This is a genomic window from Neorhizobium petrolearium, from assembly GCF_017873175.1.
Lineage (GTDB): Bacteria > Pseudomonadota > Alphaproteobacteria > Rhizobiales > Rhizobiaceae > Neorhizobium > Neorhizobium petrolearium.
This window is the reverse complement of the sequence record NZ_JAGGJW010000007.1, coordinates 175,131-200,459: the sequence shown is the minus strand read 5'-3', so window position 1 is coordinate 200,459 and position 25,329 is coordinate 175,131. Positions and strand designations below refer to the sequence as shown.

The 25,329-nt window shown below is 60.3% G+C and carries 22 protein-coding genes and 1 pseudogene; 13 read left to right on the top strand and 10 right to left on the bottom strand.

Translation table 11 applies throughout. The annotated features are described in order from the left end of the window. Positions 1–11 precede the first annotated feature (11 nt). Positions 12–1,910 (top strand): ABC transporter ATP-binding protein, encoded by a 1,899-nt coding sequence (locus J2046_RS15405; protein ID WP_210053197.1) that lies wholly within the window; start codon positions 12–14, stop codon positions 1,908–1,910. Positions 1,911–1,989: 79 nt separating this feature from the next. On the opposite strand, the gene mmsB is transcribed toward J2046_RS15405, so the two are convergent. The 6 genes from mmsB to araD1 all read right to left on the bottom strand — a co-directional run bounded on the left by mmsB (position 1,990) and on the right by araD1 (position 9,816). Continuing rightward, on the bottom strand, positions 1,990–3,180 hold the full coding sequence (gene mmsB / locus J2046_RS15400) for a multiple monosaccharide ABC transporter permease (protein ID WP_210053196.1): 1,191 nt from the start codon (positions 3,178–3,180) through the stop codon (positions 1,990–1,992). Continuing rightward, positions 3,180–4,739 carry a multiple monosaccharide ABC transporter ATP-binding protein gene (gene mmsA, locus J2046_RS15395; protein WP_210053194.1) on the bottom strand — a complete coding sequence of 520 codons (1,560 nt, stop codon included), beginning with the start codon at positions 4,737–4,739 and terminating at the stop codon, positions 3,180–3,182. Before mmsA ends, mmsB begins: the two co-directional genes overlap by 1 nt. Positions 4,740–4,886: 147 nt before the next feature. Next, positions 4,887–5,951 (bottom strand): multiple monosaccharide ABC transporter substrate-binding protein, encoded by a 1,065-nt coding sequence (chvE, locus tag J2046_RS15390; RefSeq protein WP_210053193.1) that lies wholly within the window; start codon positions 5,949–5,951, stop codon positions 4,887–4,889. A gap of 89 nt (positions 5,952–6,040) precedes the next feature. Then, positions 6,041–7,885, bottom strand: a complete 1,845-nt coding sequence (locus tag J2046_RS15385) for an IlvD/Edd family dehydratase (RefSeq protein ID WP_233469785.1) — start codon at positions 7,883–7,885, stop codon at positions 6,041–6,043. 2 nt (positions 7,886–7,887) lie between these two features. Next, positions 7,888–8,814 (bottom strand): Gfo/Idh/MocA family protein, encoded by a 927-nt coding sequence (locus J2046_RS15380; protein ID WP_210053190.1) that lies wholly within the window; start codon positions 8,812–8,814, stop codon positions 7,888–7,890. Positions 8,815–8,823: 9 nt separating this feature from the next. Continuing rightward, the gene (gene araD1, locus J2046_RS15375; protein ID WP_210053188.1) at positions 8,824–9,816 is read right to left on the bottom strand and encodes an AraD1 family protein; all 993 of its coding nucleotides are present in this window, start codon (positions 9,814–9,816) and stop codon (positions 8,824–8,826) included. A gap of 332 nt (positions 9,817–10,148) precedes the next feature. Here araD1 and ytfQ point away from each other — a divergent pair, with 332 nt between their 5' ends. The 5 genes from ytfQ (at position 10,149) to J2046_RS15350 (ending at position 15,500) form a co-directional block, all read left to right on the top strand. Beyond that, complete coding sequence (gene ytfQ / locus J2046_RS15370; RefSeq protein WP_210053186.1) at positions 10,149–11,108, top strand: galactofuranose ABC transporter, galactofuranose-binding protein YtfQ; 960 nt, start codon at positions 10,149–10,151, stop codon at positions 11,106–11,108. Between the two features lie 104 nt (positions 11,109–11,212). Next, positions 11,213–12,739, top strand: a complete 1,527-nt coding sequence (locus J2046_RS15365; protein ID WP_210053183.1) for a sugar ABC transporter ATP-binding protein — start codon at positions 11,213–11,215, stop codon at positions 12,737–12,739. Next, positions 12,739–13,773 carry an ABC transporter permease gene (locus J2046_RS15360; RefSeq protein WP_210053181.1) on the top strand — a complete coding sequence of 345 codons (1,035 nt, stop codon included), beginning with the start codon at positions 12,739–12,741 and terminating at the stop codon, positions 13,771–13,773. Before J2046_RS15365 ends, J2046_RS15360 begins: the two co-directional genes overlap by 1 nt. Continuing rightward, positions 13,770–14,756, top strand: a complete 987-nt coding sequence (yjfF, locus tag J2046_RS15355) for a galactofuranose ABC transporter, permease protein YjfF (RefSeq protein ID WP_210053179.1) — start codon at positions 13,770–13,772, stop codon at positions 14,754–14,756. Before J2046_RS15360 ends, yjfF begins: the two co-directional genes overlap by 4 nt. Beyond that, a complete protein-coding gene (locus J2046_RS15350; RefSeq protein ID WP_210053177.1) occupies positions 14,757–15,500 on the top strand; it encodes a FadR/GntR family transcriptional regulator in 744 nt (247 codons plus the stop codon). A 2-nt stretch (positions 15,501–15,502) separates the two neighbouring features. On the opposite strand, the gene J2046_RS15345 is transcribed toward J2046_RS15350, so the two are convergent. Next, entirely contained in the window at positions 15,503–16,651 is a 1,149-nt protein-coding gene (locus J2046_RS15345; RefSeq protein WP_210053175.1) for a M20 family metallopeptidase, read from the bottom strand. Positions 16,652–16,771: 120 nt separating this feature from the next. Between J2046_RS15345 and J2046_RS15340 the strand changes: the two are divergent. Continuing rightward, positions 16,772–16,961: pseudogene (locus J2046_RS15340) on the top strand (TetR/AcrR family transcriptional regulator); the annotation flags it as partial. Positions 16,962–17,000: 39 nt separating this feature from the next. On the opposite strand, the gene J2046_RS15335 reads toward J2046_RS15340, so the two are convergent. After that, the gene (locus J2046_RS15335; protein WP_325169759.1) at positions 17,001–17,609 is read right to left on the bottom strand and encodes a DUF922 domain-containing Zn-dependent protease; all 609 of its coding nucleotides are present in this window, start codon (positions 17,607–17,609) and stop codon (positions 17,001–17,003) included. A gap of 136 nt (positions 17,610–17,745) precedes the next feature. Between J2046_RS15335 and J2046_RS15330 the strand changes: the two genes are divergently transcribed. The 6 genes from J2046_RS15330 to J2046_RS15305 all read left to right on the top strand — a co-directional run bounded on the left by J2046_RS15330 (position 17,746) and on the right by J2046_RS15305 (position 23,327). Beyond that, complete coding sequence (locus J2046_RS15330) at positions 17,746–18,387, top strand: TetR family transcriptional regulator (protein ID WP_210053171.1); 642 nt, start codon at positions 17,746–17,748, stop codon at positions 18,385–18,387. Between the two features lie 161 nt (positions 18,388–18,548). Further along, the gene (locus J2046_RS15325; protein WP_210053169.1) at positions 18,549–19,391 is read left to right on the top strand and encodes a metallophosphoesterase family protein; all 843 of its coding nucleotides are present in this window, start codon (positions 18,549–18,551) and stop codon (positions 19,389–19,391) included. 22 nt (positions 19,392–19,413) lie between these two features. After that, a complete protein-coding gene (locus J2046_RS15320; RefSeq protein WP_210053167.1) occupies positions 19,414–20,709 on the top strand; it encodes an ABC transporter substrate-binding protein in 1,296 nt (431 codons plus the stop codon). Between the two features lie 75 nt (positions 20,710–20,784). Next, the gene (locus J2046_RS15315; protein ID WP_210053165.1) at positions 20,785–21,735 is read left to right on the top strand and encodes a carbohydrate ABC transporter permease; all 951 of its coding nucleotides are present in this window, start codon (positions 20,785–20,787) and stop codon (positions 21,733–21,735) included. Continuing rightward, positions 21,725–22,585, top strand: coding sequence for a carbohydrate ABC transporter permease (locus tag J2046_RS15310; protein WP_210053162.1), 861 nt, complete (start codon positions 21,725–21,727; stop codon positions 22,583–22,585). Before J2046_RS15315 ends, J2046_RS15310 begins: the two co-directional genes overlap by 11 nt. A gap of 1 nt (position 22,586) precedes the next feature. Continuing rightward, positions 22,587–23,327, top strand: a complete 741-nt coding sequence (locus J2046_RS15305; RefSeq protein ID WP_210053160.1) for a tyrosine-protein phosphatase — start codon at positions 22,587–22,589, stop codon at positions 23,325–23,327. A 10-nt stretch (positions 23,328–23,337) separates the two neighbouring features. Here J2046_RS15305 and J2046_RS15300 read toward each other — a convergent pair whose 3' ends face one another. Together J2046_RS15300 and J2046_RS15295 are read right to left on the bottom strand one after the other, a co-directional pair. Then, positions 23,338–24,297 (bottom strand): S1C family serine protease, encoded by a 960-nt coding sequence (locus tag J2046_RS15300; RefSeq protein WP_210053158.1) that lies wholly within the window; start codon positions 24,295–24,297, stop codon positions 23,338–23,340. A 100-nt stretch (positions 24,298–24,397) separates the two neighbouring features. After that, complete coding sequence (locus tag J2046_RS15295) at positions 24,398–25,195, bottom strand: NAD-dependent epimerase/dehydratase family protein (RefSeq protein ID WP_210053156.1); 798 nt, start codon at positions 25,193–25,195, stop codon at positions 24,398–24,400. Positions 25,196–25,329 lie beyond the last annotated feature (134 nt).

The following is a 25,329-nucleotide window of genomic DNA, read 5'->3' as shown; positions in this document are numbered from 1 at the left end:
GGGAGGGATTGATGGCCGAGGAACTGGAAACTGAACGCGCCGACATTCGCGACGACGGCAGGCGCCCGCCCCGCGCGGTTGTCGGCTCGCACCGCATCGAAGAGGAGATCTTCGGCAAGGTCTTCGACGGCAATATCATCAAGCGCATATGGGCCTTCGTGCGCCCGTATCAGGTGAAGATCTATTGGGCCGTTGCCGCCGTCCTCACGTTCACGGCGATGCAGCTCCTGATCCCGCTGATCATCCGCTATGCGATCGACCACGGCATGCATCCCGGCAGCGTCGACCACAGCGTGCTCATCTGGTCGATTGTCGTGTTTCTTGCAGCGATCCTGATCAATTTCGGCGCCAGCTACGCACAGGAAATGCTGGTCGGCAATGTGGCCGAAGATGTGCTTTTCGACATCCGCAAGGCTATGTTCACCCATCTGCAGCGCGTTTCGCTCTCCTGGATGGACAAGACGGAGGTCGGCCGGCTCATGTCCCGCCTGCAGGGCGATGTAAACTCAATGCAGGAATTTCTCGAAACCTCGGTGCTTTCGGTTGGCGATATCGTCCTTCTCTTCGGTATCATCTTCGTCATGCTCTATCTCGATTTCAAGCTGGGCCTGCTCACGCTCTCCGCCCTCCCCGTCCTCTTCATTGTCCGCATCTTCTGGCTGCCGCGCGCGCGGAAATCCTTCATGGCGGCGCATGAGACGAATTCAGTAGCGAACGGTGCCTTGGCCGAAGCGATCCACGGTGTCCGTGCCGTACAGAGCATGGACCGGGAGCGGGTCAATTTCATGCTTTACGACGACAAGGCCCGCGCCAATCTCAAGACCCATCTAACGGCAGCGAAGTATGCTCAGGTCATGGTGCCGATCGTGGATTCACTCACCGGCCTCGCCATGGCGCTCGTCGTCGTGGTCGGTGGCGCCCGCGTGCTGAACCAGGCGCTCGATGTCGGCGTGATGGTCGCATTCCTGTTCTACATCCAGCGCTTCTTCGACCCGATCCGTTCACTCACCCTGCAGTATTCGGTCATGCAGCGCGCTATGGCTTCGGGTCAGCGCCTGACGGACGTGCTGGACGTGCCGGTAGACATCAAGGATGCGCCGAACGCCAAGGTTCTGTCGCCGGATATGGACGGCTCCGTGGAATTCCGCGATGTCGTTTTCGGTTACAACCCCAAACATCCGGTATTGAAACACGTAAGTTTCAAGGTAAATCCGGGCGAAACGGTCGCGCTCGTCGGCCCGACGGGCTCCGGCAAGTCGAGCTGCATGTCGCTCATCCATCGCTTCTACGAAGTTCAGGGGGGCCAGGTTCTGGTGGGCGGCCACGACGTGCGCGAGCTCACGCAGGACTCGCTCGGCCGGCAGATCGCCATGGTCCTCCAGGAACCTTTCCTGTTCACCGGCACGGTCTTCGACAACATCCGCTATCACAAGACGGATGCGACACGCGAAGAGGTGATCGAGGCGGCCAAAGCCGTTGGCGCCCACGACTTTATCATGCGCCTGCCCGATGGATATGACAGCCTGCTCGGCCAGCGTGGCGGCAATCTGTCGCTCGGCCAGCGGCAGCTGATCAGCTTCGCCCGCGCCCTGGTGGCAGATGCCAAGATTCTGGTGCTCGACGAGGCGACTGCCAATATCGACAGCTATACGGAAATGCTGATCCAGAAGGCTCTGGTAAAGCTGCTCGAAGGGCGCACCGGCCTGGTCATCGCCCATCGCCTTGCAACGATCCGCGAGGCCGACCGGATCATCGTGCTACAGAACGGCGAGCTGATCGAAAGCGGCAATCACCGCGAGCTGATGAAAAACGGCAAGCTCTATTCGAAACTCTACAATCTCAACTATTCCTCATTCGACGACATCCCGGAAGACGTCATCGAAGAAGCGGTTACGGACTCGGCGACCTGAAAGATCTATCGCCCGGAAGCGGTCAGCTTCCAGGCGATAATCGAACACACGGGAGGGAAACATTGTTTCCCCAGGAGCCTTATCGACGCTGGTTGTAGACGTCGACGCAGACGGCGCCGAGAAGCACGAGGCCCTTGATGACCTGCTGATAGTCGATGCCGATGCCGAGGATCGACATGCCGTTGTTCATCACGCCCATCAGGAATGCGCCGATCACCGCGCCCGTCACCTTGCCGACGCCGCCATAGGCAGATGCCCCACCGATGAAACATGCCGCGATGACGTCGAGCTCGAAGCCGGTGCCGGCTTTCGGTGTGGCGCTGTTGAGACGCGCAGCGACCACGAGGCCGCCGAGAGCCGCAAGCATGCCCATGTTGACGAAGGTAAGGAAAACCAGCCGCGTCGTCTTGATACCGGAAAGCTCGGCCGCGCGGGCATTGCCGCCGACTGCATAGATCTGCCGGCCAACCACGGTGCGTGTGGTCAGGAAGCTATAGGCGGCAATCAGCACCGCCATGATGATCAGCACGTTCGGCATCCCGCGATGCGACGAGATCAAAAAGGCGATGTAACCGACGCCGGCAAGGATCAGCAGGTTCTTGGCGACGAAGAAGCCAAACGGCTCTGTCTCGACGCCATGCGAAATGCGCCGCTTGCGGCTCGCGACATTCTGCACGATGAGGATGATTGCAAGGATGAGGCCAAGCACGAACGAAGTGATGTAGAGGCCACCAGCCGAGGAGATCAGCTCGACGACGTAGCCGGACGAAAGCTTCTGAAATATCGGCGGGAATGGCCCGATCGCCTGGCTGCCGAGAATGGCGATCATCAGACCACGGAAGACCAGCATGCCCGCGAGTGTCACGATGAAGGACGGTATCTTGAGAAAGGCGACGAAATAGCCCTGGGCTGCGCCGATCAGGCCGCCGACCGCAAGGCAGGCAACGATCACGACAGCGAAATTGATCCCCCACGAGACCATCATGAGCCCGGCAAGGCCACCGATAAAGCCTGCGACCGAACCGACCGACAGGTCGATATGGCCGGTGACGATCACCATCAGCATGCCGAGCGCCATGATGACGATATAGCTATTTTGCAGCACGATATTGGTGACGTTGAGCGGCTTCAGGAGAACGCCGTCGGTGGCGATCTGGAAGAAGATGACGATCACCACCAGCGAGATCAGCATGCCGAAGTCGCGGAGATTGTCCTTCAGAAAACTGGTCGCCTTCGGCGGCGCCGTGATTGCTTCCTGGGGCGTACTCATTATTCTCTCCCTTTGCGCCGCATGATGGCGCGCATAATATTTTCCTGCGTGGCTTCCTCGCCGGACACTTCGCCGACAAACGCACCTTCGTGCATGACCATGATACGATCGCAAATGCCGATCAGTTCGGGCATTTCCGACGATATGACGACCACTGCCTTGCCGGCATCGGCGAGCTCATTGATGATCGTGTAAATTTCATATTTCGCGCCGACATCGATGCCGCGTGTCGGCTCGTCCAGGATCAGCACTTCAGGCCCCGTGAAGAGCCATTTCGACAATACCACCTTCTGCTGATTGCCGCCTGAGAGCTTGCCGGTTTCCTGGTAGACGTTGTGGCTGCGGATGCGCATGCGAGCGCGGAATTCCTGCGCCACCTTCATCTCGGCGATATCGTCGATGACACCGCGCGAAGACACGCCGCCGAGATGGGCGAGAGAGACGTTCTTGCGGATATCCTCCGGCAGAATGAGGCCGAGCTGCTTGCGGTCTTCGGTCACATAGGCGAGCCCCGCCTTGATGGCCTTGTGGACGTCGGAAAGGTCGAGTTCCTTGCCGTGCATCTTGGCGGTGCCCGTGATATGACGTCCCCAGGAACGGCCGAACAGGCTCATGGCAAATTCGGTGCGCCCTGCGCCCATCAGCCCGGAAATGCCGACGATCTCGCCGGCCCTGACCTTCAGCGAAACATTCTTGACCACCTGCCGGTCGGAATGCTGCGGGTGGTAGGCGGACCAGTTCTCGACCTCGAAGATGACATCGCCGATCTTCGGATCGCGCTTCGGATAGCGGCTTTCGAGATCGCGGTCGACCATGCGCCGCACAATCTCGTCCTCATCGACCGGGCCGGCATGGCAATCCATCGTGCCGACCGTGCGGCCGTCGCGAAGCACCGTGATACGGTCAGCGACTTCCGTGATCTCGTTGAGCTTATGGGAGATCATGATCGAGGTAATGCCGTTGCGGCGGAATTCCTTGAGAAGTTCCAGCAAAGCCGCGCTGTCCGTCTCGTTGAGCGATGCAGTCGGCTCGTCGAGAATCAGGAGACGCACGTCCTTCGACAGCGCCTTGGCGATCTCGACCAGCTGCTGTTTGCCGACACCGATATTGGTGATCAGCGTGTCCGGCTGTTCGGTGAGCCCCACCTTGGCGAGCAACGCCTGGGTGCGCTTGTGCCTCTCGCTGCGGTCGATGACGCCGTGCCGCGCCGGCGGATTGGTCAGGAAGATGTTTTCCGCGATCGACATCAGCGGAATGAGCGCAAGTTCCTGATGAATGATAATGATGCCGAGCTTTTCGGAATCGTTGATGTCGCGGAAATGACGCTCCTCGCCCGCGAACAGAATCGAGCCTTCGTAGGAACCGTGAGGATAGACGCCGGAAAGCACCTTCATCAGCGTCGACTTGCCAGCGCCGTTTTCGCCCACGAGCGCGTGGATCTCGCCTTCCTGAACGGTGAAGCTTACATCGGAAAGCGCCTTTACGGCGCCAAAGCTTTTCGAAATGCCTCGCATTTCGAGAATGGGCGGCCTTTCGGCCAGCGGAACGGGATCGAGCATGATCACTCCGAAAATTAGAGCGCTTCCTGCGGGAAACGCTCCATATCTTTGTCTTGCGCAAATTCCGGACGGAAAATCGCTGCGCACTTTTCCCGGATTTGCTTGGGTCCACGCGGCAGATTATCACCGCGCGGAGCAAAAAGCCTACTACTTGAGCTGCGATTCCTTGTAGTAACCGCCGTCAACCAGAACCTGCTTCCAGTTCGTCTTGTCGACGACGACAGGCTTCAGAAGATAGGACGGAACGACCTTCTTACCGTTGTCATAGGTCTTGGTGTCGTTGACCTGCGGCTCCTTGCCGCTCATGACCGCATCGACCATATCGACGGTGACCTTGGCGAGATCACGGGTGTCCTTGAAGATCGTCGAATACTGTTCGCCGGCGATGATCGACTTGACAGACGGGACTTCTGCGTCCTGACCGGTGACGACCGGCATCGGCATGTCGCCGCTGCCATAACCCACGCCCTTCACGGAAGAAAGGATGCCGATCGAGAGGCCGTCATAAGGGGAAAGCACGCCGTTCAGCTTCTTGTCGGAATAGGTGGAGGAAAGGATCGCGTCCATGCGGGCCTGGGCCGTTGCCGGGTCCCAGCGCAACGTTGCAACCTTGTCCATGCCGGTCTGGCCGCTGCCGACCACGAGCGTGCCCTTGTCGATCAGCGGCTGCAGCACGCTCATCGCACCATTGTAGAAGAAGAAGGCGTTGTTGTCGTCCGGCGAACCGCCGAAGAGCTCGATGTTGAACGGACCCTTTTCGGTGTCGGCCTTGAGGCCCTTGACCAGCGACGTCGCCTGCTGGACGCCGACCTGGAAATTGTCGAAGGTGGCGTAGTAGTCGACATTCGGCGTGTCGCGGATCAGGCGGTCATAGGCGATGACCTTGATGCCCTGCTCATGGGCCTGCGCCAGTACGTCCGACAGGGTGGTCCCATCGATCGAAGCAACGACGAGCACCTTGGCGCCCTTGGTGACCATGTTCTCGATCTGCGCGAGCTGGTTCGGAATGTCGTCTTCCGCATACTGCAGGTCGACGTCATAGCCGCGCTCCTTGAGAACCTTCACCATGTTGTCGCCGTCGGCGATCCAGCGGGCCGAAGACTTGGTCGGCATGGCGACGCCGACGAGGCCCTTGTCCTGGGCTCCGGCCGGTGCGGCGAAAGCCAGGCCCGTCAGCATCGCTGCCGTGGTCAGATATTTTAGGATGCTCATGTACTACTCCTCCTTGAGGTCGGCCTCTCTTGAGCCGCCTTGGTTCGGGATGAGGGCGGCCCCCCGCCGCCCCTGGGGATCGTTACCGATCAATGATTATCGCGCGGCAGTCCGGCTGTCTGGGCAATACGCTGGTACTTGACCGCCGGCTCGAGCACCGCACCGGTTTCCATCTGCCCAACGATGCCCCGCTGGATTTCCTGCCAGGGCGTCTGGTGCTTCGGATAATGATAGCCGCCGCTCGCTTCCAAGGCCTTGCGGCGCTCGGCGAGCTCCTCGTCCGAAATAAGGATGTCGGCTGTACCTCGGCCGAGATCGATCCGGACCCGGTCACCCGTCTTCAAAAGTGCGAGACCACCGCCTGCCGCCGCTTCCGGCGAGGCATTGAGGATCGACGGACTACCCGAAGTACCGGACTGCCGTCCGTCACCGATGCAGGCGAGCGAGGTGACGCCCTTCTTCAGCAGATAATCCGGCGCACGCATGTTGACGACTTCTGCAGCCCCCGGATAGCCGATCGGCCCGGCGCCGCGCATGAAGAGGATCGTATGTTCGTCGATTTCGAGCGACGGATCGTCGATGCGGTGATGATAGTCTTCCGGGCCGTCGAAAACGACTGCCTTGCCCTCGAACGCTTCCGGATCATCGGGGTTCGACAGATAACGGTCGCGGAACTCCTTGGAGATGACGCTGGTCTTCATGATCGCCGACGAGAACAGGTTGCCGCGCAGGACCCGGAAGCCGGCGGCTGCCTTCAAGGGCTCCTCATAGCGACGGATGACCTTCTCGTCCTCGATGATCGCTCCGCGGCAATTCTCGCCGATGGTCTTGCCGTTCACCGTCATGGCGTCCTCATGGATGAGGCCCTGTTCCATGAGCTGGTTGACGACCGCCGGCACGCCACCCGCATGATAATAGTCTTCGCCGAGATATTCGCCGGCCGGCTGCAGGTTGACGAGCAGCGGCACTTCTTCGCCATAAGTCTGCCAGTCATCGACGGAGAGTTCCACGCCGATATGACGCGCGAGCGCGTTCAAATGGATCGGTGCGTTGGTGGAACCACCGATCGCCGAATTGACGCGGATTGCATTGATGAAGGCCTCCTTGGTCAGAATGTCGGAGGGCTTCAGATCCTCCTTGACCATCTCGACGATCCGAAGACCGGTGAGATAGGCGACTTCCTGACGGTCGCGATAGGGTGCCGGAATGGCAGCCGAACCGGGAAGCTGCATGCCGAGCGCCTCGGCAAGCGAATTCATCGTCGTCGCCGTTCCCATCGTGTTACAATAGCCTGTCGATGGCGCCGAGGATGCGACGAGCTTCACGAAACCTGCGTAATCGATCTCGCCTTTGGCGAGCAGCTCGCGCGCCTTCCAGACAATCGTGCCGGACCCGGTGCGTTCCCCGCGGAACCAGCCATTCAGCATCGGCCCGACCGACAGCGCGATCGCCGGAATGTTGACGGTGGCCGCCGCCATGAGACAGGCCGGCGTCGTCTTGTCGCAGCCGATCGTCAGCACAACACCATCCAGCGGATAGCCATAGAGCACTTCGACGAGGCCAAGATAGGCGAGGTTGCGGTCGAGGCCGGCAGTCGGGCGCTTGCCGGTTTCCTGGATCGGATGGACCGGGAACTCGATGGCGATGCCGCCCGCCTCGCGGATGCCTTCGCGAAGACGGTGGGCAAGCTCCAGATGATGGCGGTTGCAGGGAGAGAGATCGGAACCGGTCTGAGCGATGCCGATGATCGGTCGATCCGACTGCAATTCGGCCTGGCTCAGGCCGAAATTCATGTAGCGCTCAAGATAAAGCGCCGTCATGTCCACGTTAGCCGGATTGTCGAACCAGGCGCGAGAACGCAGTTTGTTCACCCCCTGGCGGCGTTGGTCGGTTTCGGCGATCTCGGTGGAGGATGTATTTTCGGTGTTGCTCATCATTAGTCCTCAAAGGCGGCTGTTTGGATACGCCGGCCCAGCATAAAGGCATCGGCGACATGCACCAGCGGCGAGAAATCGGTATCGCTTGCGCCTTTCATGACAAGCGCAACGAAATCGCGATAGAGATTGCGGTATTCCTTGTCCTCTTCAACAATCACGCTTTCGCCATTGACGAAAAGCCTGCTGCCGCCATGGGTCAGCACCACCGAACCTTCGTCGGTCTCGACGCGGATGTCCCAGGTCTGCGGACCGGTCTGACGCCAGTCGAATTCCGCCGAGACGGGCACGCCGCTATCCGTCTCAAAAACGAGGCTTGCGGCGATCGGTGCAGCGCGATTGACGGGGAAAGTCAGCTCCGAGCGGGTCAGATGGAATTCTTCCGGCATGATGCGGGTGACGATTGACAGTGCATTGATGCCGGGATCGAAAACGCCGAGACCGCCGGGCTCCCATATCCACGCCTGCCCCGGATGCCAATGGCGGACATCTTCCTTCCATTCGACCGCTACGCTGCGGATTTTCCGCTTCGCCAGCAGCGCTCGCGCTGGCTCGACTGCAGCCGCAGCCCGTGAATGCCAGGTGGAGAAGAGTGTTAAACCTTTCCTCCTGGCGAGAGCGTCGAGCGCGTAAACCTCCGAGAGCGTCGCACCCGGCGGCTTTTCAAGCATTACATGTTTGCCGGCATCAAGCGCGGCCTTTGCCTGACTGAACCGTCCCTGTGGCGGTGTGCAGAGCGAAACGGCGTCGATTTCCATATCGGAATCAAGCAGATCGCCGATTTCGTGAAAACATGCAACGCCATCGAGCTTGGCGTGGCGGCTGGCGACAGCCACAAGTTCGATGCCGTTGGTAGACTCGATCGCGCCCAGATGCTGGTCCCTGGCGATCTTTCCAAGCCCGACAATAGCAAGACGGATGGGAGCCATGGCCGCCTCTCAGAGCTTCTTGACGGTAACGGGCTTATCCGCGGCGACGGTCAGCCGATTGACGAGGGGCAGCTTGAAAGGGGCCGCCGAAATCTCGAATATGTCGCCGGCTTCCGTCTTGACGCCTTCGGAGAAGGAGAGCGTCGCCGTGCCGAAGAAATGCACATGCAGGTCGCCAGGTTGACGGAACAACTCATATTTGAAGTTATGATACTCCAGATTGGCGATGGTATGGGACATGTTAGCCTCGCCGGAGAGGAACGGCTTTTCGAAGATCACCCGATCACCACGGCGCACCCGCGAGGTCCCCTCCACGTGATCTGGCAGATCGCCGACCAGAAGTTCCGGCCCAAGTGCAGCCTGGCGCAGCTTGGAATGGGCAAGCCAGAGATAGTTGCCCTTCTCGGTCACGTGGTCGGAAAATTCATTGGCAAGACAGAAACCGAGCCGGAAGGGCGTGCCGTCCGGACCAATCAAATAGATCGCCGCAAGCTCAGGCTCCTCGCCGCCGTCGAGGGCGAAGGACGGCGAAACAAGTTCCTCGCCAGTCGCCCGAAGCTGTGATCCGTTACCTTTATAGAACCATTCCGGCTGGACGCCGACCTGGCCCGGCCCGGGCTTGCCGCCTTCGACGCCCATCAGGAACATGCGCATGGAATCGGTTGGCTTCTCTGCCGATTGCGCCGCCTTGTGCATCTTGTCGCGACCGTCGGCAGAGCCGAGATGGGTGAGACCTGTGCCTGCAACGACGAAATGCGCCGGATCCGGATGCGTGATCGGCAAAGCGAGACGCCCCTCGTCCGCGGCTCTTTCGAGATCGATTGTATCGCCAAGCCCGACTGTCTCGATTCGCTGCAAAAGCGTCTGGCCGGACGCGATCGCCTGCATGGCAAGCTCATAGGTGGACGAAACGCCCGTGACGACACGGGCCGGACCTTCGCCCTCCCATGCAACAACCTGCAACTGGCCGGCGCCATTACGAACCTGAAGAACACGCAACATCGATTTCGTCACCCAAATGCTTCCATAATCCGCACGTCGCTTCCAGAAGCCATGCGGTTCCTCCCGTCGGAATACCTGAGTTCCGATACGGTCATTAATACGACTATTGGATTGCGCTCCTGGTTGTCAAGAATGCGAAAGCAGGCACCTGATAAGAGCACCCGCCTTCTGCGATAGAAAATAAAGCATTGATTTCCTATGAAAATTCACAAGGCAGCCCTGCACACATCGGGCATTTTTGAAAATCATCAAAATTATCGCTTGAAAAAGTAATATTATATGCCAATCCTTGCCGCCGTCAGTTCGCTTTCTCATCTCTGGGAGGATTTAAGATGAAAAGAGCACTTGCGGCGGTCACCGTCGCCCTCAGCATGTCCCTGGCTTCGGGCGTTTCCGCTCAATCGCTTACGGTCGGCTTCTCGCAGATCGGTTCCGAATCCGGCTGGCGCGCCGCCGAAACCACCGTCACCAAACAGGAAGCGGAAAAGCGTGGCGTCAACCTGAAATTTGCTGATGCTCAGCAGAAGCAGGAAAATCAGATCAAGGCGATCCGTGGCTTCATCGCGCAAGGTGTTGACGCCATCTTCATCGCTCCCGTCGTTGCCACCGGCTGGGATGCGGTTCTCAAGGAGGCCAAGGAGGAAAATATCCCGGTGATCCTGCTCGATCGCGAGATCGATGCACCGAAGGACCTTTACCTGACTGCCGTTACGTCTGACACCGTCTTCGAAGGCAAGGTCGCCGGCGACTGGTTGGTGAAGGAAATCGGCAGCAAGGACTGCAAGGTGATGGAGCTCCAGGGTACCACCGGTTCCTCGCCCGCCATCAACCGCAAGAAAGGTTTTGAACAGGCGATCGCGGCGCATTCGAACATCAAGATCGCCCGCTCGCAGACTGGAGACTTCACCCGCACCAAGGGCAAGGAAGTCATGGAAAGCTTCATCAAGGCCGAAGGCGGCGGTAAGGACATCTGCGCCGTCTATGCCCACAACGACGACATGGCCGTCGGCGCGATCCAGGCAATCAAGGAAGCAGGCCTGAAACCCGGCACCGATATCAAGGTCCTTTCGATCGATGCCGTGCCGGATATCTTTCAGGCCATGGCAAAGGGTGAAGCTAATGCCACAGTTGAGCTGACCCCGAACATGGCCGGCCCCGCTTTCGACGCGCTCGAGGCTTATCTCAAAGACAAGAAGGAGCCGCCGAAGTGGATCCAGACGGAATCGAAGCTCTACACCGCGGCTGACGATCCGATGAAGGTCTACGAAGCAAAGAAGGGTCTCGGCTACTGATCTCCCGCCGCCCGCCCCGCTCCTTCTTCAGGGGCGGGCGCCAACAGCAACCGGAGCGGAGCCCCCTTGCCGCTCCGGTTCTTCGATAGACCCGGGACATGAATATGTCGGATTCGAATACACTTCTGGAAGCCAGAAGTATCGGCAAGGCCTTCCTCGGCAATGTGGCGCTCGATAGCGTCGATTTTACGCTGGAACAGGGTGAGATCCATGCGTTGCTCGGCGAAAACGGCGCTGGCAAGTCGACACTGATCAAGATTCTGACCGGGGTCTATAGCCGTGACCGCGGGACTATCTATCTCGGTGGCGTTGAAGTCTCACCTGCCAATGTGGCGGAAGCCCAGACACTCGGCATCGGCACCGTCTACCAGGAAGTCAACCTTCTCGAAAATCTCACCGTGGCGGAAAACCTCTTTCTCGGCCGCCAACCCCGCCGGCTCGGACTGATCGACCGTCCTAAGATGCGCCGCCGGTCGAAGGCCCTGCTTGCCCGCTACGGGCTCGACATCGACGTCGATGCCCTGCTTTCCTCCTATTCCGTTGCGGTCCGCCAGATTGTCGCGATCGCCCGCGCCGTCGATCTTTCCGGCAAAGTCCTGGTGCTCGACGAACCGACCGCCAGCCTCGATGCCCATGAGGTCGAGATGCTGTTTTCCGTATTGCGCAAGCTTCGCGAAGACGGCCTCGGCATCATCATCATTACTCACTTCCTCAACCAGGTTTATGCCGTCGCCGATCGGGTCACCGTGCTTCGCAACGGCCGGCTCGTCGGTACGCGCAAGTTGGCGGAACTGCCGCAACTTGAGCTGATCTCCATGATGCTCGGTCGTGAACTGCAGCACATCACCCGTGATCATCAGTCACAGGACGAAACGGTGAAGGACGCTGCCGAGGCCACGATCCGCTTTGAGGGTTACGGCAGGCGCGGCAGTGTCGCGCCATTCGACCTCGATATCCGTCCCGGAGAGGTAGTCGGTATCGCCGGCCTGCTGGGATCCGGCCGCACTGAAACCGCCTTCCTGCTCTTCGGCATCGACCGCGCCGACAGCGGCACGGCGATCATCGATCGGGAAAAGATCACCCTCTCTTCCCCCGAGGCGGCAATTGCCGCCGGCTTCGGCTTTTGTCCTGAGGAGCGCAAAACGGACGGCATTATCGGCGATTTCTCCGTCGCCGATAATATCGCGCTCGCAATACAGGCTCGCCAAGGCTGGGCCAGGCCAATATCGTCCCGCGAAAAACGGACGATCGCCGAAAACTTCATCAAGTCGCTGGACATTCGTCCCGCCGATCCAGAACGGCCGATCAAGTTTCTCTCTGGCGGCAATCAGCAGAAGGCGATCCTTGCCCGTTGGCTGGCGACCGAACCGCGACTCCTGATTCTCGATGAGCCGACACGCGGCATCGACATCGGAGCGCATGCGGAAATCCTGAAGATGATCGAGCGGCTCTGCGCCCAAGGCATGTCGCTCGTCGTGATCTCCTCCGAGTTGGAGGAACTGACGGCTGTCGCCCATCGCGTCATCGTGCTCTCCGATCGGCGCCACATCGCGGAACTCGCCGGCGATCAGGTGACCGCCGACAACATCATGCAGGCGATCGCCGCATCCGCCCACACGGAGGCCGCCTGATGTATCGCGTAACCCGCCGCCTGCGCCGTCTCGCTCCTCAGTTCATCGCGCTGGCCATCATCCTCGCTCTGATCACCGCAATCGCGCCGGGCTTCCTGACGATATCCGTCCAGAACGGCCGCCTTTACGGCAGCCTGATCGACATCCTCGTGCGCGCCGCGCCAGTCGCGTTGCTGACAATCGGCATGACACTCGTTATCGCAACACGCGGTATCGACCTTTCGATCGGCGCGGTCATCGCCATCTGCGGCGCGGTCGCAGCGACACTCATCAGCAAGGACTATCCGCTGCCGGCCGTCATCCTGATCTCGCTGGGTGTCGGTCTCCTTTGCGGGCTCTGGAATGGCGTCCTGGTGGCGATACTCGATATCCAGCCGATCATTGCCACCCTGATCCTGATGGTCGCCGGTCGCGGCGTTGCTCAACTCATTACAGAAGGCGTTATCCTCACCTTCAACAACGATACCTTTGCTGCCCTCGGATCCGGCTCCTTCGCAGGCATTCCGATCCCCATCTATCTCTGGGTGGGTGCGGGCCTGCTCATCGGCCTGCTGGTGCGCCGCTCGGCACTCGGCTTCCTGATAGAGGCGACCGGCATCAACCGCCGCGCAGCCACTCTCGCCGGGGTACGCGCCCGCTTCCTGCTCTTCTTCGTTTACGCGGTTTCGGGCATCTGCGCCGCCGTTGCCGGCCTTATCGTCACTGCCGATATCCGGGGTGCCGATGCCAACAATGCCGGCCTCTGGCTGGAACTCGACGCCATTCTCGCCGTCGTCATCGGCGGCACCTCGCTCAACGGCGGGCGATTCTCGATCGCCGCTTCGCTGATCGGCGCGCTGATCATCCAGTCGATCAATACCGGCATCCTTGTCTCTGGCTTCCCGCCGGAGTTCAACCTGATCATCAAGGCCGGCATCATCATCATCGTGCTGACGTTGCAGTCGCCGACGATCCTGAGTTTGCTTCACTTCATGAAGCCTGCCAGACGGCAACCGGAGGCCGCAACCAAGGAGGCCGAAGGAACGGCGCGATGATCCACACCCGCAACCTCCCTTTTGTCGCCACGCTCGGCATTTTCGTCATCGCCTATGCGCTCTGCGTCCTGCAATTCCCGAACATGCTGTCGACACGCGTGATCGGCAATCTGCTTACCGATAACGCCTTTCTCGGGATCGCCGCTGTCGGTATGACCTTCGTAATCCTGTCCGGAGGGATCGACTTGTCGATCGGTTCGGTGATCGCCTTCACCAGCGTATTCGTGGCAGTCATGGTCGGCACGCTGGGAGTTCATCCGCTTACCGCCTTCGTGGCCGTCCTGGTCATCTCGACACTCTTCGGCAGTCTGATGGGCGCCATGATCCGTTATCTCGGCATACCACCCTTTGTCGTCACACTCGCCGGCATGTTTCTCGCGCGCGGTGCCGCCTATCTGATTTCGACCGAATCCGTGCCGATCTCGCACCCCTTTATCGACACCATCCAGGGCTTCTATTACCGGTTTCCGGGAGGCGGCCGGTTGACCGCGCTTGCCATGCTGATGCTGCTGGTTTTCATCATCGGCACTTTAATCGCCGGACGCACCCGTTTCGGCGCCAATGTCTATGCGATCGGCGGGAACCAGCAATCGGCGGAACTGATGGGTGTGTCGGTGGGTTCAACGACCGTCGGCATCTATGCACTTTCGGGCTTTCTTTCCGGCCTCGCCGGCATTGCCTACACGCTCTACACCTCGTCCGGCTATTCCCTGGCGACAGTCGGCGTCGAGCTCGATGCGATTGCAGCCGTCGTCATTGGCGGTACGCTGCTGACGGGCGGCGTCGGCCTCGTCGCAGGCACGTTCGTGGGGATCTTGATCCAGGGACTGATCCAAACCTACATTGTCTTTGATGGCACCTTGTCGTCCTGGTGGACGAAAATCGTTATCGGCTTCCTGCTCTTCGTCTTCATCGTCTTGCAGCGTGCGATCATCTGGTATTCAAACAGGAAGCTGGCCGAGGGCCGGCTGAAGGGGGTTTGATTGGGTCTTCTGGAAACCACGATCAGTGGGCGAAAGCGCCGCAGCAACCACGCACATGTGGTGGCGGAACTCGGCCGCGGCATCGTATCCGGCAAGATACCGGAAGGCTCATTGCTGCCAGGTGATGCGGAACTTTCCGCTCGCTTCGGTGTCTCCCGCACGGTGTTGCGCGAATCCATGAAGACGCTCGCCGCAAAACGCCTGGTAGAGCCCAAAGCCAAGGTCGGCACCCGCGTGCTGGATAAGGCGAGCTGGAATTTCTTCGATTCGGACGTGCTCGGCTGGCGCTTCGAATCAGGCCTCGATTTCGAGTTCATCGAACATCTTGCGGAAATGCGTATGGCTCTGGAGCCGGCAGCCGCCGCCGCAGCGGCAATACGGGCCACGAGTGACGATATCGTCGCACTTTATGCGATTGCAGCGAAATTCGACAATCTCGCGCATACGCCGGAAACCATCGCCAAGGTGGACCTGGAATTCCACCTCGCCATCGCCCGCATGTCCGGCAATCCGTTCATGCGCTCGGCAAGCGCGCTGATCGAGGCGGCGCTGGCAATATCCTTCCAGCTCTCATCACCGGCATCCTCACCCGAGATGATCGATGAAGTCGCCTCCAATCACCTCAGGATCGCGCACGCCATTGCCTCACGCGACCCGCAAAAGGCAATCATCGCCATGCGGCACGTCATCGAGATCGGCAAAGGCCGCATTCGCAACTCGCTTGACATCAAGCTGCCGGCATAGATCTACTTCGCTTCGAGTGAGATCATCAGATTGGCAAGCAGCGCCGTGCGCGGCGCAACGCTGCTCAGGAAAATATGCTCGTTGAACGTATGCGGTCCGGCGCCATCCGCCCCCAGGCCGTCGAGGGTCGGCACGCCGAGAGCCGCCGTGAAATTGCCGTCCGACCCGCCACCCGTCGCCATGCCTTCCAGAGCAATGCCGAGGTCGCTCGCAATCTTGGCCGCGGCTTCGAACAAACGTTTCCCCTCCTCCGATTGAGCAAAGGGCGGCCGGTTCATCTTGCCGGCAATCTCGAAGGTGATGTCCGGATCGACAGGTTTCATGGCTTCGATCCTGCCGGTGATCTCCTCGGCGACCTGATCGTTCGGCACACGGACGTCGACCTGTAGCCGGCATTCGGCCGGCACCGTGTTGCGGCCCGTGCCGCCCTGGATCGTGCCGACCGTGACCGTGACGCCACGGCCTGTGTCGTTGAGCGCCTCGAGTTCCAGCACCAGCCGCGCAGCGGAGCGGATAGCGCTGCGTCCATCCTGCGGCCTCGCGCCCGCATGCGCGGCCCGTCCCTGCACGGTGATATCGTACATGGCGACCCCCTTTCGGGCGACAACGACCTTGCCGCCATCGCGCGCAGGCTCTACCACCAGAGTATAGCCTGCATTCTTCGCCGCCGTTTCCATGAAGGCACGAGAAGACAGGCTTCCCATTTCCTCGTCCGGCACGAAGATCAGGTCGATCGGCATTTTGCTTCCCTTCCTGACCGCAAGTTTCATAGCTTCGAGCGCCATCAGCGCCCCCGACTTCATATCATAGATGCCTGGGCCATAGAGCTTGTCACCATCCTGCCGCAGCGGAAGCTGATTGTTGATGACGCCGACGGCATGAACCGTATCGAGATGCGCGAGAATGAGCACCGTCTTTTCGTTGCTGCCGGCCGGACGCGGCGAGCGCACCGCGAGGATGTCGCCGAAGCCGAGCGTGCCCGGCAGCCGTTCCGTATCAAGACCGGCTTCCCTTCCCAGGGTCTCGACGCGATCGACAAGCCGATTGACAGCCTCAGCATTGGAGGTCGGGGTCTCGATCTCGACCCAGCGTTTCAGCTCCTCGATCAGGGCCTTGTCGTCTATGTCTTGGGCGGAAATGGCAAGCGTCATGGAAATTACCTTGGGCGTTTCTGGCGGGCGGAGGATCATGCCGCTGAAGCGCGGCCCGGCCACTATAGTGAGCCGGACAAGGATCGCTAGAGCCAAAAGTCTCCTGCCCCGCAGGAAGATATCCGCGATGTCGCGACGGAGGAATTTTCAACCAACGGCCTCGCTGGCGGACGTGTCGACGCGATCGCGGAAAAGATGCGCACCTCGAAGCGGATGATCTATTACTATTTTGGCAGCAAGGAAGGTCTCTATCTCACGGTGCTGGAACGGGCCTATCGCAAGATCCGCACGCTGGAGGCTAATCGTACAGGCCGCCAACCCGATGCGGAAGGAGCCCGCCGCGACTGCCTCAGCGCCCGTTCACCAGATTGAGGATAAGTTGGTGGACATTGCCGCCCTCGCTCATCTCCATTCGGTCGAAATCGCTGCTGCGCTTTCGTTGCGCCTTGGAAATCTCGCCGAGTTTCGCCTGCAAATCAGCCCTCACCTTGGAACATTTGGGATCATTGGTGGCGCTCAGGCCGACGCTAACCCGCTCGATCTCCCTCACCATGTCGACGATGATGACACCGTGGACCTGTTCGTGTTTGCGGACACCGGCGATGAAGATATCCCATTTCCGCTTGAGATCCGGCAAAAGCGGCGAAGCAGGCCTCGGCAACAGATAAATGATGATCAGCTTCGGCTTTGCTGAAACCAGGGTGCAGGCGCCGCCAGGTTGCGGTTCGTATTTTCGCGTCCAGGTGAGTTTGAAATTGGTATGCGCGATGGCGCGAACCTCTCTGCCCACTTTGGGCCCCCGCTGTCCGATCGAGGCATAAAGGTCGATTCCGGAATCGCCGGTGATCGGATAGGTCTGTATCTGTTCGATCGGTTGCCAGGTGGCTTGCCCCAAAGCGGGTAGCGGCGCCAACAACAGATAACCGGCCAGCCAATGAAGTCGAATGCTTGATTTCACAAGATCCTCGAAAGCTCTTGTCAGAATGAATAGCGGCGGAGAGCTAAAGTTCCACTTCAGATACCAGCATGACGCTTCGCTGTCATCGACCCTACACAAACCATGCCTAAGCTGGCGCAGTCGAGGGTGATCGTTCATGCACGGCCGCGCCAATCTTACCGCCATGAGGCTGATGGATGCCTGCGAGCATCTGCTTTGCGAAGCCGAAGCCCTGGAGGATCTGACTGCGCGGCGCATTGCCATCGAGGCGAACGCAACGCCCTCCGCCATTGCCTATCATTTCGGCTCGCAGGAGGAACTGGTTGCCGCCGTCGCGGAACGAGTTTATCGCCGGCTGAATGCCGAGCGGCTTCGCCTGCTTCAGAAGGCTGTCGACCGCAGGGCGCCCCATCCGCCTAATCTCGAAGAAGTCATCGCAGCGCTCGTCGGCCCCTCAATCCGTTGGAGCCTCGACCCGACCTCCAGCTACCCGGTTCTGTCCCACTTCACCTCAATGGCGAAGACACACCGGGAGCAGGCTCCGCATTATCGCCGTATCATCGACAATGTGGAGCATCATCGGGCTTTCATCCCGCACCTGAAGCGGATAGCACCCTGGCTCGACGAGGTCGATATCGGCTGGCGGCTCAATTGCGCCCTTGGAATTCGTTCGCAGGTCACCCGAAGCCGGTCGCGCACCGAAGTGCTGACCAACTACCGGATGAACCTCGACGATCCCGAAATCGTCATCACCCGCATGGTCGAGGTGATCGCCCCGATGTTTCGCCGGATAGCCTGAGGTTTCGAGCCCATCATCGCCGCGCCTCCTGTTCCGGTTTCGAACGGCATTCGAATTCCGTCACTCCTGCGAAACAAAGCCCTTCTATCGATCCTCCCACAGGCGGAAACGATCAGGCATTCCCTCGTCCGCTGCCGAGACGTCATCCATGGAGGCATCCGATGCGCCGCGAAACCACGTTCATCCATCTGACCGACCTGCATATCGGCACCGCCGACGACGACCACCTGCACAGCGATACGATCGAAACGCTCAACCAGGTCCTCGACCTCGTCGTGACCGTGACGCCGAAACCGCAATTCGTGATCGCCAGCGGCGACCTCACCAATCGCGGCGATGCGGAAAGCTACCGCCGGATGAAAGAGATCATCGGCGCCAAACTCGACATGCCGGTCATCTATGCACTCGGCAATCACGATACCCGACCGGGTTTCTACGAAGGCATGGGCATCGAGATCGACGATCCGGATGCACCTTACGATCACGATGCCGTCGTCGATAGCATCCATATCGTTACGATCGACTCGTCCACGCCCGGCCTCATCGGCGGCACAATCGATCCGGAACAGTTCGACTGGCTTGCCTCGACGCTCGACAGCCATCCTGACCTGCCGAAACTGATCGTCGTCCACCATCCTCCTGCACTGGGTGAGGAATCAGATTCAACGCATTGGCGTACAATACACTTCCCGCAATCTGAACGCTTCCGGAAACTGCTGCAAGGCCGCAATATCGTCGGCATCCTGAGCGGCCATATCCATCACGACCGCGTTTCCTTCTGGCATGGCATACCGGTCGTGGTGGGCACCGGCCAGCATGCCGCAACCGATATCCTGCGCACGGACATCCTGCGCATGGTGCGCGGCGCCTCTTTCGGCATCGGCACGATCCGGCCGTCCGGCCTCACCATGGCCTTCGTGCCGCTGCCGTCCGACCGCGCCGAACTCAACACCTATCCGCTCGAAATGCTGATGGCGCGGGCAACACCCGTCGCCGCGGAATAACCCTCAGCCGGGAGAAACCCAAATGTTGCGCAGAACCACACTCAAGCTCATGGCGACGCTCGCAAGCGTTGCCATGACGCCGCTCGGCGCCTTGGCCGAGATGCCGGCCGCGATCGACAAGCCTGTGACGATCAGCTTCTACAACTACAATCTTGCTTCGGCGAGCGCCGGTGCCGATGCCACCAGGGAGCTCCTTGCCATGTTCGAGAAGAAGTTCCCGAACATCAAGGTCGAAACGATCGCCGTCCCCTCGAACGAGATCATGTCCCGCGTGCAGGCCGATATCGTCGCCGGCCGCCAGCCGGACGTCGCCCAACTCGTTTTCCGCGACCTGATCTACATCGCCAGCGATCTCGGCGCCAATGCGCTCGAAGACATGGTGAACCCTGAAGAACTGAAGGCCCACCTCACCGGCATGATCCCGCAGGGCCTGGAACTCGGCAAGGTCGACGGCAAGACCTACGGCCTCGCCTACACATTCTCGACGCCGATCCTTTATTACAATGCCGACCTCTTCAAACAAGCAGGCCTCGATCCGGATAATCCGCCGAAGACCTGGACCGACGTCGATGCGGCCGGGCGTGCCATCAAGGAGAAGGCCGGCAAGAACGGCTTCTTCCCGGGCGCCTACGGCCCGGTCGACGGCACTTTCGTCTATCAAGCGATCGTCATGTCGAACGGCGGCAAGGTGCGCGACGGCAACAAGCTCACCTTCGCGGATACGAATGCTGCCGATGCCGTGAAGATGCTGCGTGGCATGGTCGAAAGCGGTGCGCACGCCAAGATCGACGTCGCAAGCCCCTCCGACACCTTCGCCGCCGGCAATCTCGGCATGTTCCTTTATACCAGCGCGGTGTACGGCAGCTACAAGAAGGCGGCCAAGGACAAGTTCGACCTGCGCATGGCGCCGATGCCGTCCTTCGGTGAAAAGCCGACCGCTCCCACCAATTCCGGCAGCGCTCTCTACGTCTTCAGCAAGGATCCGGAGAAACAGCGTGCTGCCTATGAACTCCTGAAATTCCTGACGAGCAAGGAGGCCTATACGGTCATCACCAGCAAGATCGGCTATCTGCCGCTACGCCTCGATATCGTCGACGACCCGAACTATCTCGCTTCCTGGGTCAAGGAAAACCCGATGTTCCGCGCCAACCTGAAACAGCTCGATCACCTGACGCCGAATATCGCCTTCCCCGGCCCGAATTACCGGCAGGTCGAGAAGATGATGATGGACTCGGTGCGCGAAGCCGTGTTCGGCACCGGCGATCCTTCAGCCGTGCTTACGGCAGCCCAGGACGAAGGCCAGAGCCTGATGCCCTGACGGCAGGCGAATCCCAGGAGATGCCGGGCGGCTCTCACGCCTGCCCGGCACGACAACCGCATACGGACACGTGCCATGACCGATATCCAGGCCGATCTCGCAAGGCCGCTCGCCCTTGCGCGCAGTCCCGCGACGGAGCGCGAGCAAAACGTCTTCACCGTTCTACCCTGGCTTTACCTGGCGCCGGCGCTGATCCTCCTGATGATGTGGACCTATGTGCCGCTGGTCCAGGCCTTCCAGCTTTCCTTCTACCAGTGGAACATGCTGCCGACCGCGCCGCAACGTTATGTCGGCCTCACCAACTATCAACGCCTGCTGGCGCTTCCGGAAATGCGCGCCGCACTCTGGAATACGCTCTTCTATATCCTCGGCCTCTTCCCCATGTCGGTGGTCATCCCGCTCTTTGTGGCGATCTGGACGCAGGATCTCACCGGCCGCGCCCGGACGGTCTACCGCGCATTGATCTTCGTGCCGATGATCGTAGCCCCGGTGGTCGCCGCCGTGCTCTGGCGCTGGCTGCTCAACGAGGACCAGGGGCTCGTCACGCTTGGTCTCGAACAGCTCGGTTTCGGCCGCATCGGCTTCCTGACCGATCCGAAATACGCGCTGGCGACCCTCACCTGGATTACTGGCTGGAAGCTGATCGGGTTCTCGACGCTGCTCTTTTCCGCAGCGAATGCCGGAATTAACCCCTCCTATATCGAGGCGGCCCGTATCGACGGCGCCACCCGCTGGGGGATCATCCGTGATCTCCGCCTGCCGCTCCTGTCGCCGACCATCCTGCTCCTCTCGATGATGACAATCCTCTTCGGGGCGCAATGGAGCTTCGCCTATATCAACGTATTGACCAATGGCGGCCCGCTCAAATCGACTACCAACATCTTCTATCTGCTCTGGGAATATGGCTTCCAGACCCTGTCGGCCGGCTGGAGTTCGGCGGCCGGCATGATCGCCTTTGCCGGTTTCGCAGTTATCGCGGCGGGCTGCCTGTGGCTCATGAAGAGGTTTGCGGTCTATGACAATTGACGTCCCCGACAACCAGCCTCCTATGCCTCTTTCGCCGAATGAAGGGACCACGCGCAGGATTGCCGTGCATGGCATCATGATCCTGTTGTCGGCCCTGTCGATCTTCCCGATCTACTGGATGATCGTCACCTCGCTCCGGCCCGAGAACGAGATTTTCTCAACCCTGCCCTGGCCGTCGAACCCGTCTCTCGAAAACTACGTCTTCGTGCTGACCCGCATTCCGATGCTCCAGATGCTCGTTAACACCACCATTGTCGCGACGGCGACGGCGGCGCTGCAGGTGCTCACCGGCCTGCTGACGGCCTATGCCCTGGTGCGCTGGCGCATGCGGCTTGCCGGTCTCGTGCATGGCCTCATCGCACTCTCCTGGCTCGTACCCTTTCAGGTGACAATGATCCCGAACTACGTGCTTGCCTCGCGGCTTGGACTGCTCGACACGCTGACGGGCCTCGTCGTGCCCAACGCCGTGGCGGCCTTCGCGATCCTTCTGCTCTACCATTCCATGCGCTCCTTCCCGACCGAGATCCTGGAGGCGGCGCGCATCGATGGGGCGAAGAGCTGGCGCATCCTCTGGCAGATCGTCACACCGAACATGGGTGCACCGATCGCCTCGCTTGCGATCATCGCCTTCATCTCCGCCTGGAACGAATACTTCTGGCCGCTGCTTCTGTCGCGCAAACCGGAAAACTCGGTCGTCCAGATCGGCCTGCAGATGTTCATGACCCAGGAAGGCAATCTCTGGGGGCCGCTGATGGCGGCCGCAGCACTCGCCAGCCTGCCAATCCTGGTCATCTACCTTATCCTGCAGCGTCACGTCATCGAATCCTTCATGAAATCCGGAATCCGCTGATATGCTTGCTTGCGAACGCCTGATCGCGCTGGAAGGCGCCCACAATGTCCGCGACCTCGGCGGCTATCCGACGGTGACCGGCAGCCTGACCCGCTGGCGCTCCATCCTGCGCGGCGACGCGCTGCATCGCCTGGGGCCTGTGGACATCGGAATTCTGCTGGACCACGGCCTGACGACGGTCATCGATCTGCGCAATGCCCATGAACTCGCAACAGAGATCAATCCCTTCGCCCGACATACCAAAGTGCGCTACCACAACACGCCGCTGTTTTCCGCGCTGGCGCCGGTGGAAATGATGGTGGATGCCGCATCGGGCTTCGACATGGGCGACCGTTACTGCCAGGCCATCGACGAATGCCGGCCGGCGATCGCCGAAGTGCTCGGGACGATCGCCAATGCGCCGGAAGGCATCGTGCTTTTCCATTGCAGCGCCGGCAAGGACCGCACCGGCGTTATCTCCGCCCTGCTGCTCGCAAATGCCGGGGTCGACGAGGCAACCATCATCGAGGATTATGCATTGACGGCGACCATATCCGGCCCGCTCATTGGCCGGCTCCGGGAGCGGGCGCTCGGCCGCGGCGCGGCACCTGCCCTGCTCGATATCGTGCTGGCCTCGGAGCCACGCAGCATGCGCCGGACTCTCGACCATATTCGCAAGAACTATGGCGGCATCCAGGGTTACATGAGCGCACTTGGCTTCGATCCGACCATGACGGGGCGGCTCAGGAATCGCCTCTCCTGAACCGGAGGCATCAGTTCTTGGGCCGCGCCGCGGGGACCAGCACCCTGCCGGCGATCTGCGAGTCGAGATCATAGACGGAGATCGGCATCTCCTGGCCAATCCGCGTTCCGTCGAGCAAACGGATCAGGTCGTCTGCGCCCGCGACGGGTTGGCCGTCGATTGCCAGGATGAAATCGCCCTCCTTCAGGCCCGCCCGATCGGCCGGACTGCCAGGATCGATACGCCGGACGCGCACCGTCGTTTCCTGCGTCATGCCCGCCTTCAAAGCGACCCGACGCGGCAGCATGATCGTATCAACGACGATGCCGATGAAAGCGCGCCGCACATGGCCGAAACGCAGGATTTCGGACACCACGAAGTTGGCGGTGTTGGACGCGACGGCAAAAGCGATGCCCTGCGCGCCGCGAATCACCGCCGTATTGACGCCCACGACCTCGCCCGAAGCCGAAACCAGCGGCCCGCCGGAATTGCCGGGGTTGAGCGCCGCATCGGTCTGCACCACGTCTTCGATCAGCCTGCCGGTCGAGGCACGCATCGACCGGCCGAGAGCAGAAACCACGCCGCTGGTCACCGACCAGTCGAAGCCGAGCGGGTTGCCGATTGCGATCGCGATATGACCGCGTCGCAATTTCTTGGAATCGCCAAGCCGTGCCCAAGCCTGTACGTCCATGTCGGCGCGCACCAGCGCGATATCGGTGTCCGGATCGCGGCCGAGTACGCTGCCCTGCCCGACTGCGCCGTTCGCACTGCGGATGCGCACGGCCTTTGCATCGGCCACGACGTGATGATTGGTGATGATCAGGCCGTCCGGCGAAATGGCGAAACCCGATCCATGTCCCTGATCGCCAAGCCGCTCGATGCGGCTGACGGCGGGACCGACGCGGTCAACCGCACCGGCGACAGTCTCGGAATAGACGTCGAGCAAGGCGCCATCCTCAGGGACTGGAGGATTGATATCGATAAATCCCATGACAAGAACTCCGGAAAACACCCTCTCGGAAAGGAGAAGGTCGTAGAAGGAGCTGATGTGGTGGGTTCAGAGGCCGGAAACAAGAACCGGCAAGACCGTCTCAGTCCTCGGCAAAAATCGGATCCTCGACGAACTTGCCACCCTGGTAGACCGCCATGGCGGAAGTCGGCGCCGGCCGCTCTATGGTCGCTTCGAGTTCCGCGCGATAGATCTCGGCATTGTCCTTCGGCTTCCAGCCGAGATAGGCCGCATGGGAATTATCCCACCACTTGCTGTCGTTGTCCGAAACGCCCCAGATGACAGGGCAACCGAGCATGGGGGCTCGGAAGACGCAGCCGATCAACAACACAAAATCGTCATAGGACATCCAGCCGGACAGCATGCGGTGGTTGACCGGCTTTTCGAAGCAGCTGCCGATCCTGACAAGTGCCGTTTCCTGGCCGAATTTTTCGAAATACATGCGGGCCAGCGCCTCCCCGAAGCATTTTGAGACGCCGTAGAGACCGTCCGGCTTCATCGGAGCCTTGACATCGATATGTTCGTCCTGCCGGTAGAAACCGACCACGTGATTGGAACTCGCAAACAGAATGCGCGGATGGCCGTGAGCGCGTGCGGCCTCGTAGAGGTTGTAAAGCCCGAGCAGATTGGCATTGAGGATTTTTGAGAACTTGTCTTCGACGGAAATACCACCGAGATGAAGGATGCCGTCACAGCCTTCGACCAGCTTCATCACCGCAGCCGCGTCGCCGAGATCGCAGGTGGCGAGCTCCTCATGCGGCGCCGCAGTGCCGAGATCGGCGATATCCGACAGGCGCAGCGTTTCGGCGAAACCGGCAAGACGGCTGCGCATGGCGCGGCCGAGTCCGCCGGCTGCACCGGTGATCAAAAGTCTCTTCAAGAATCAATCCTCCGAAAGCAGCAGGGCGACCGCTGCAATTCAACTTATTCGTGACAAGTCTCATAACTTATCATACATATTGATGAACACCGGTCAACAAGTCCGACACAGGGTGCCATCGTGACCCAACTTGA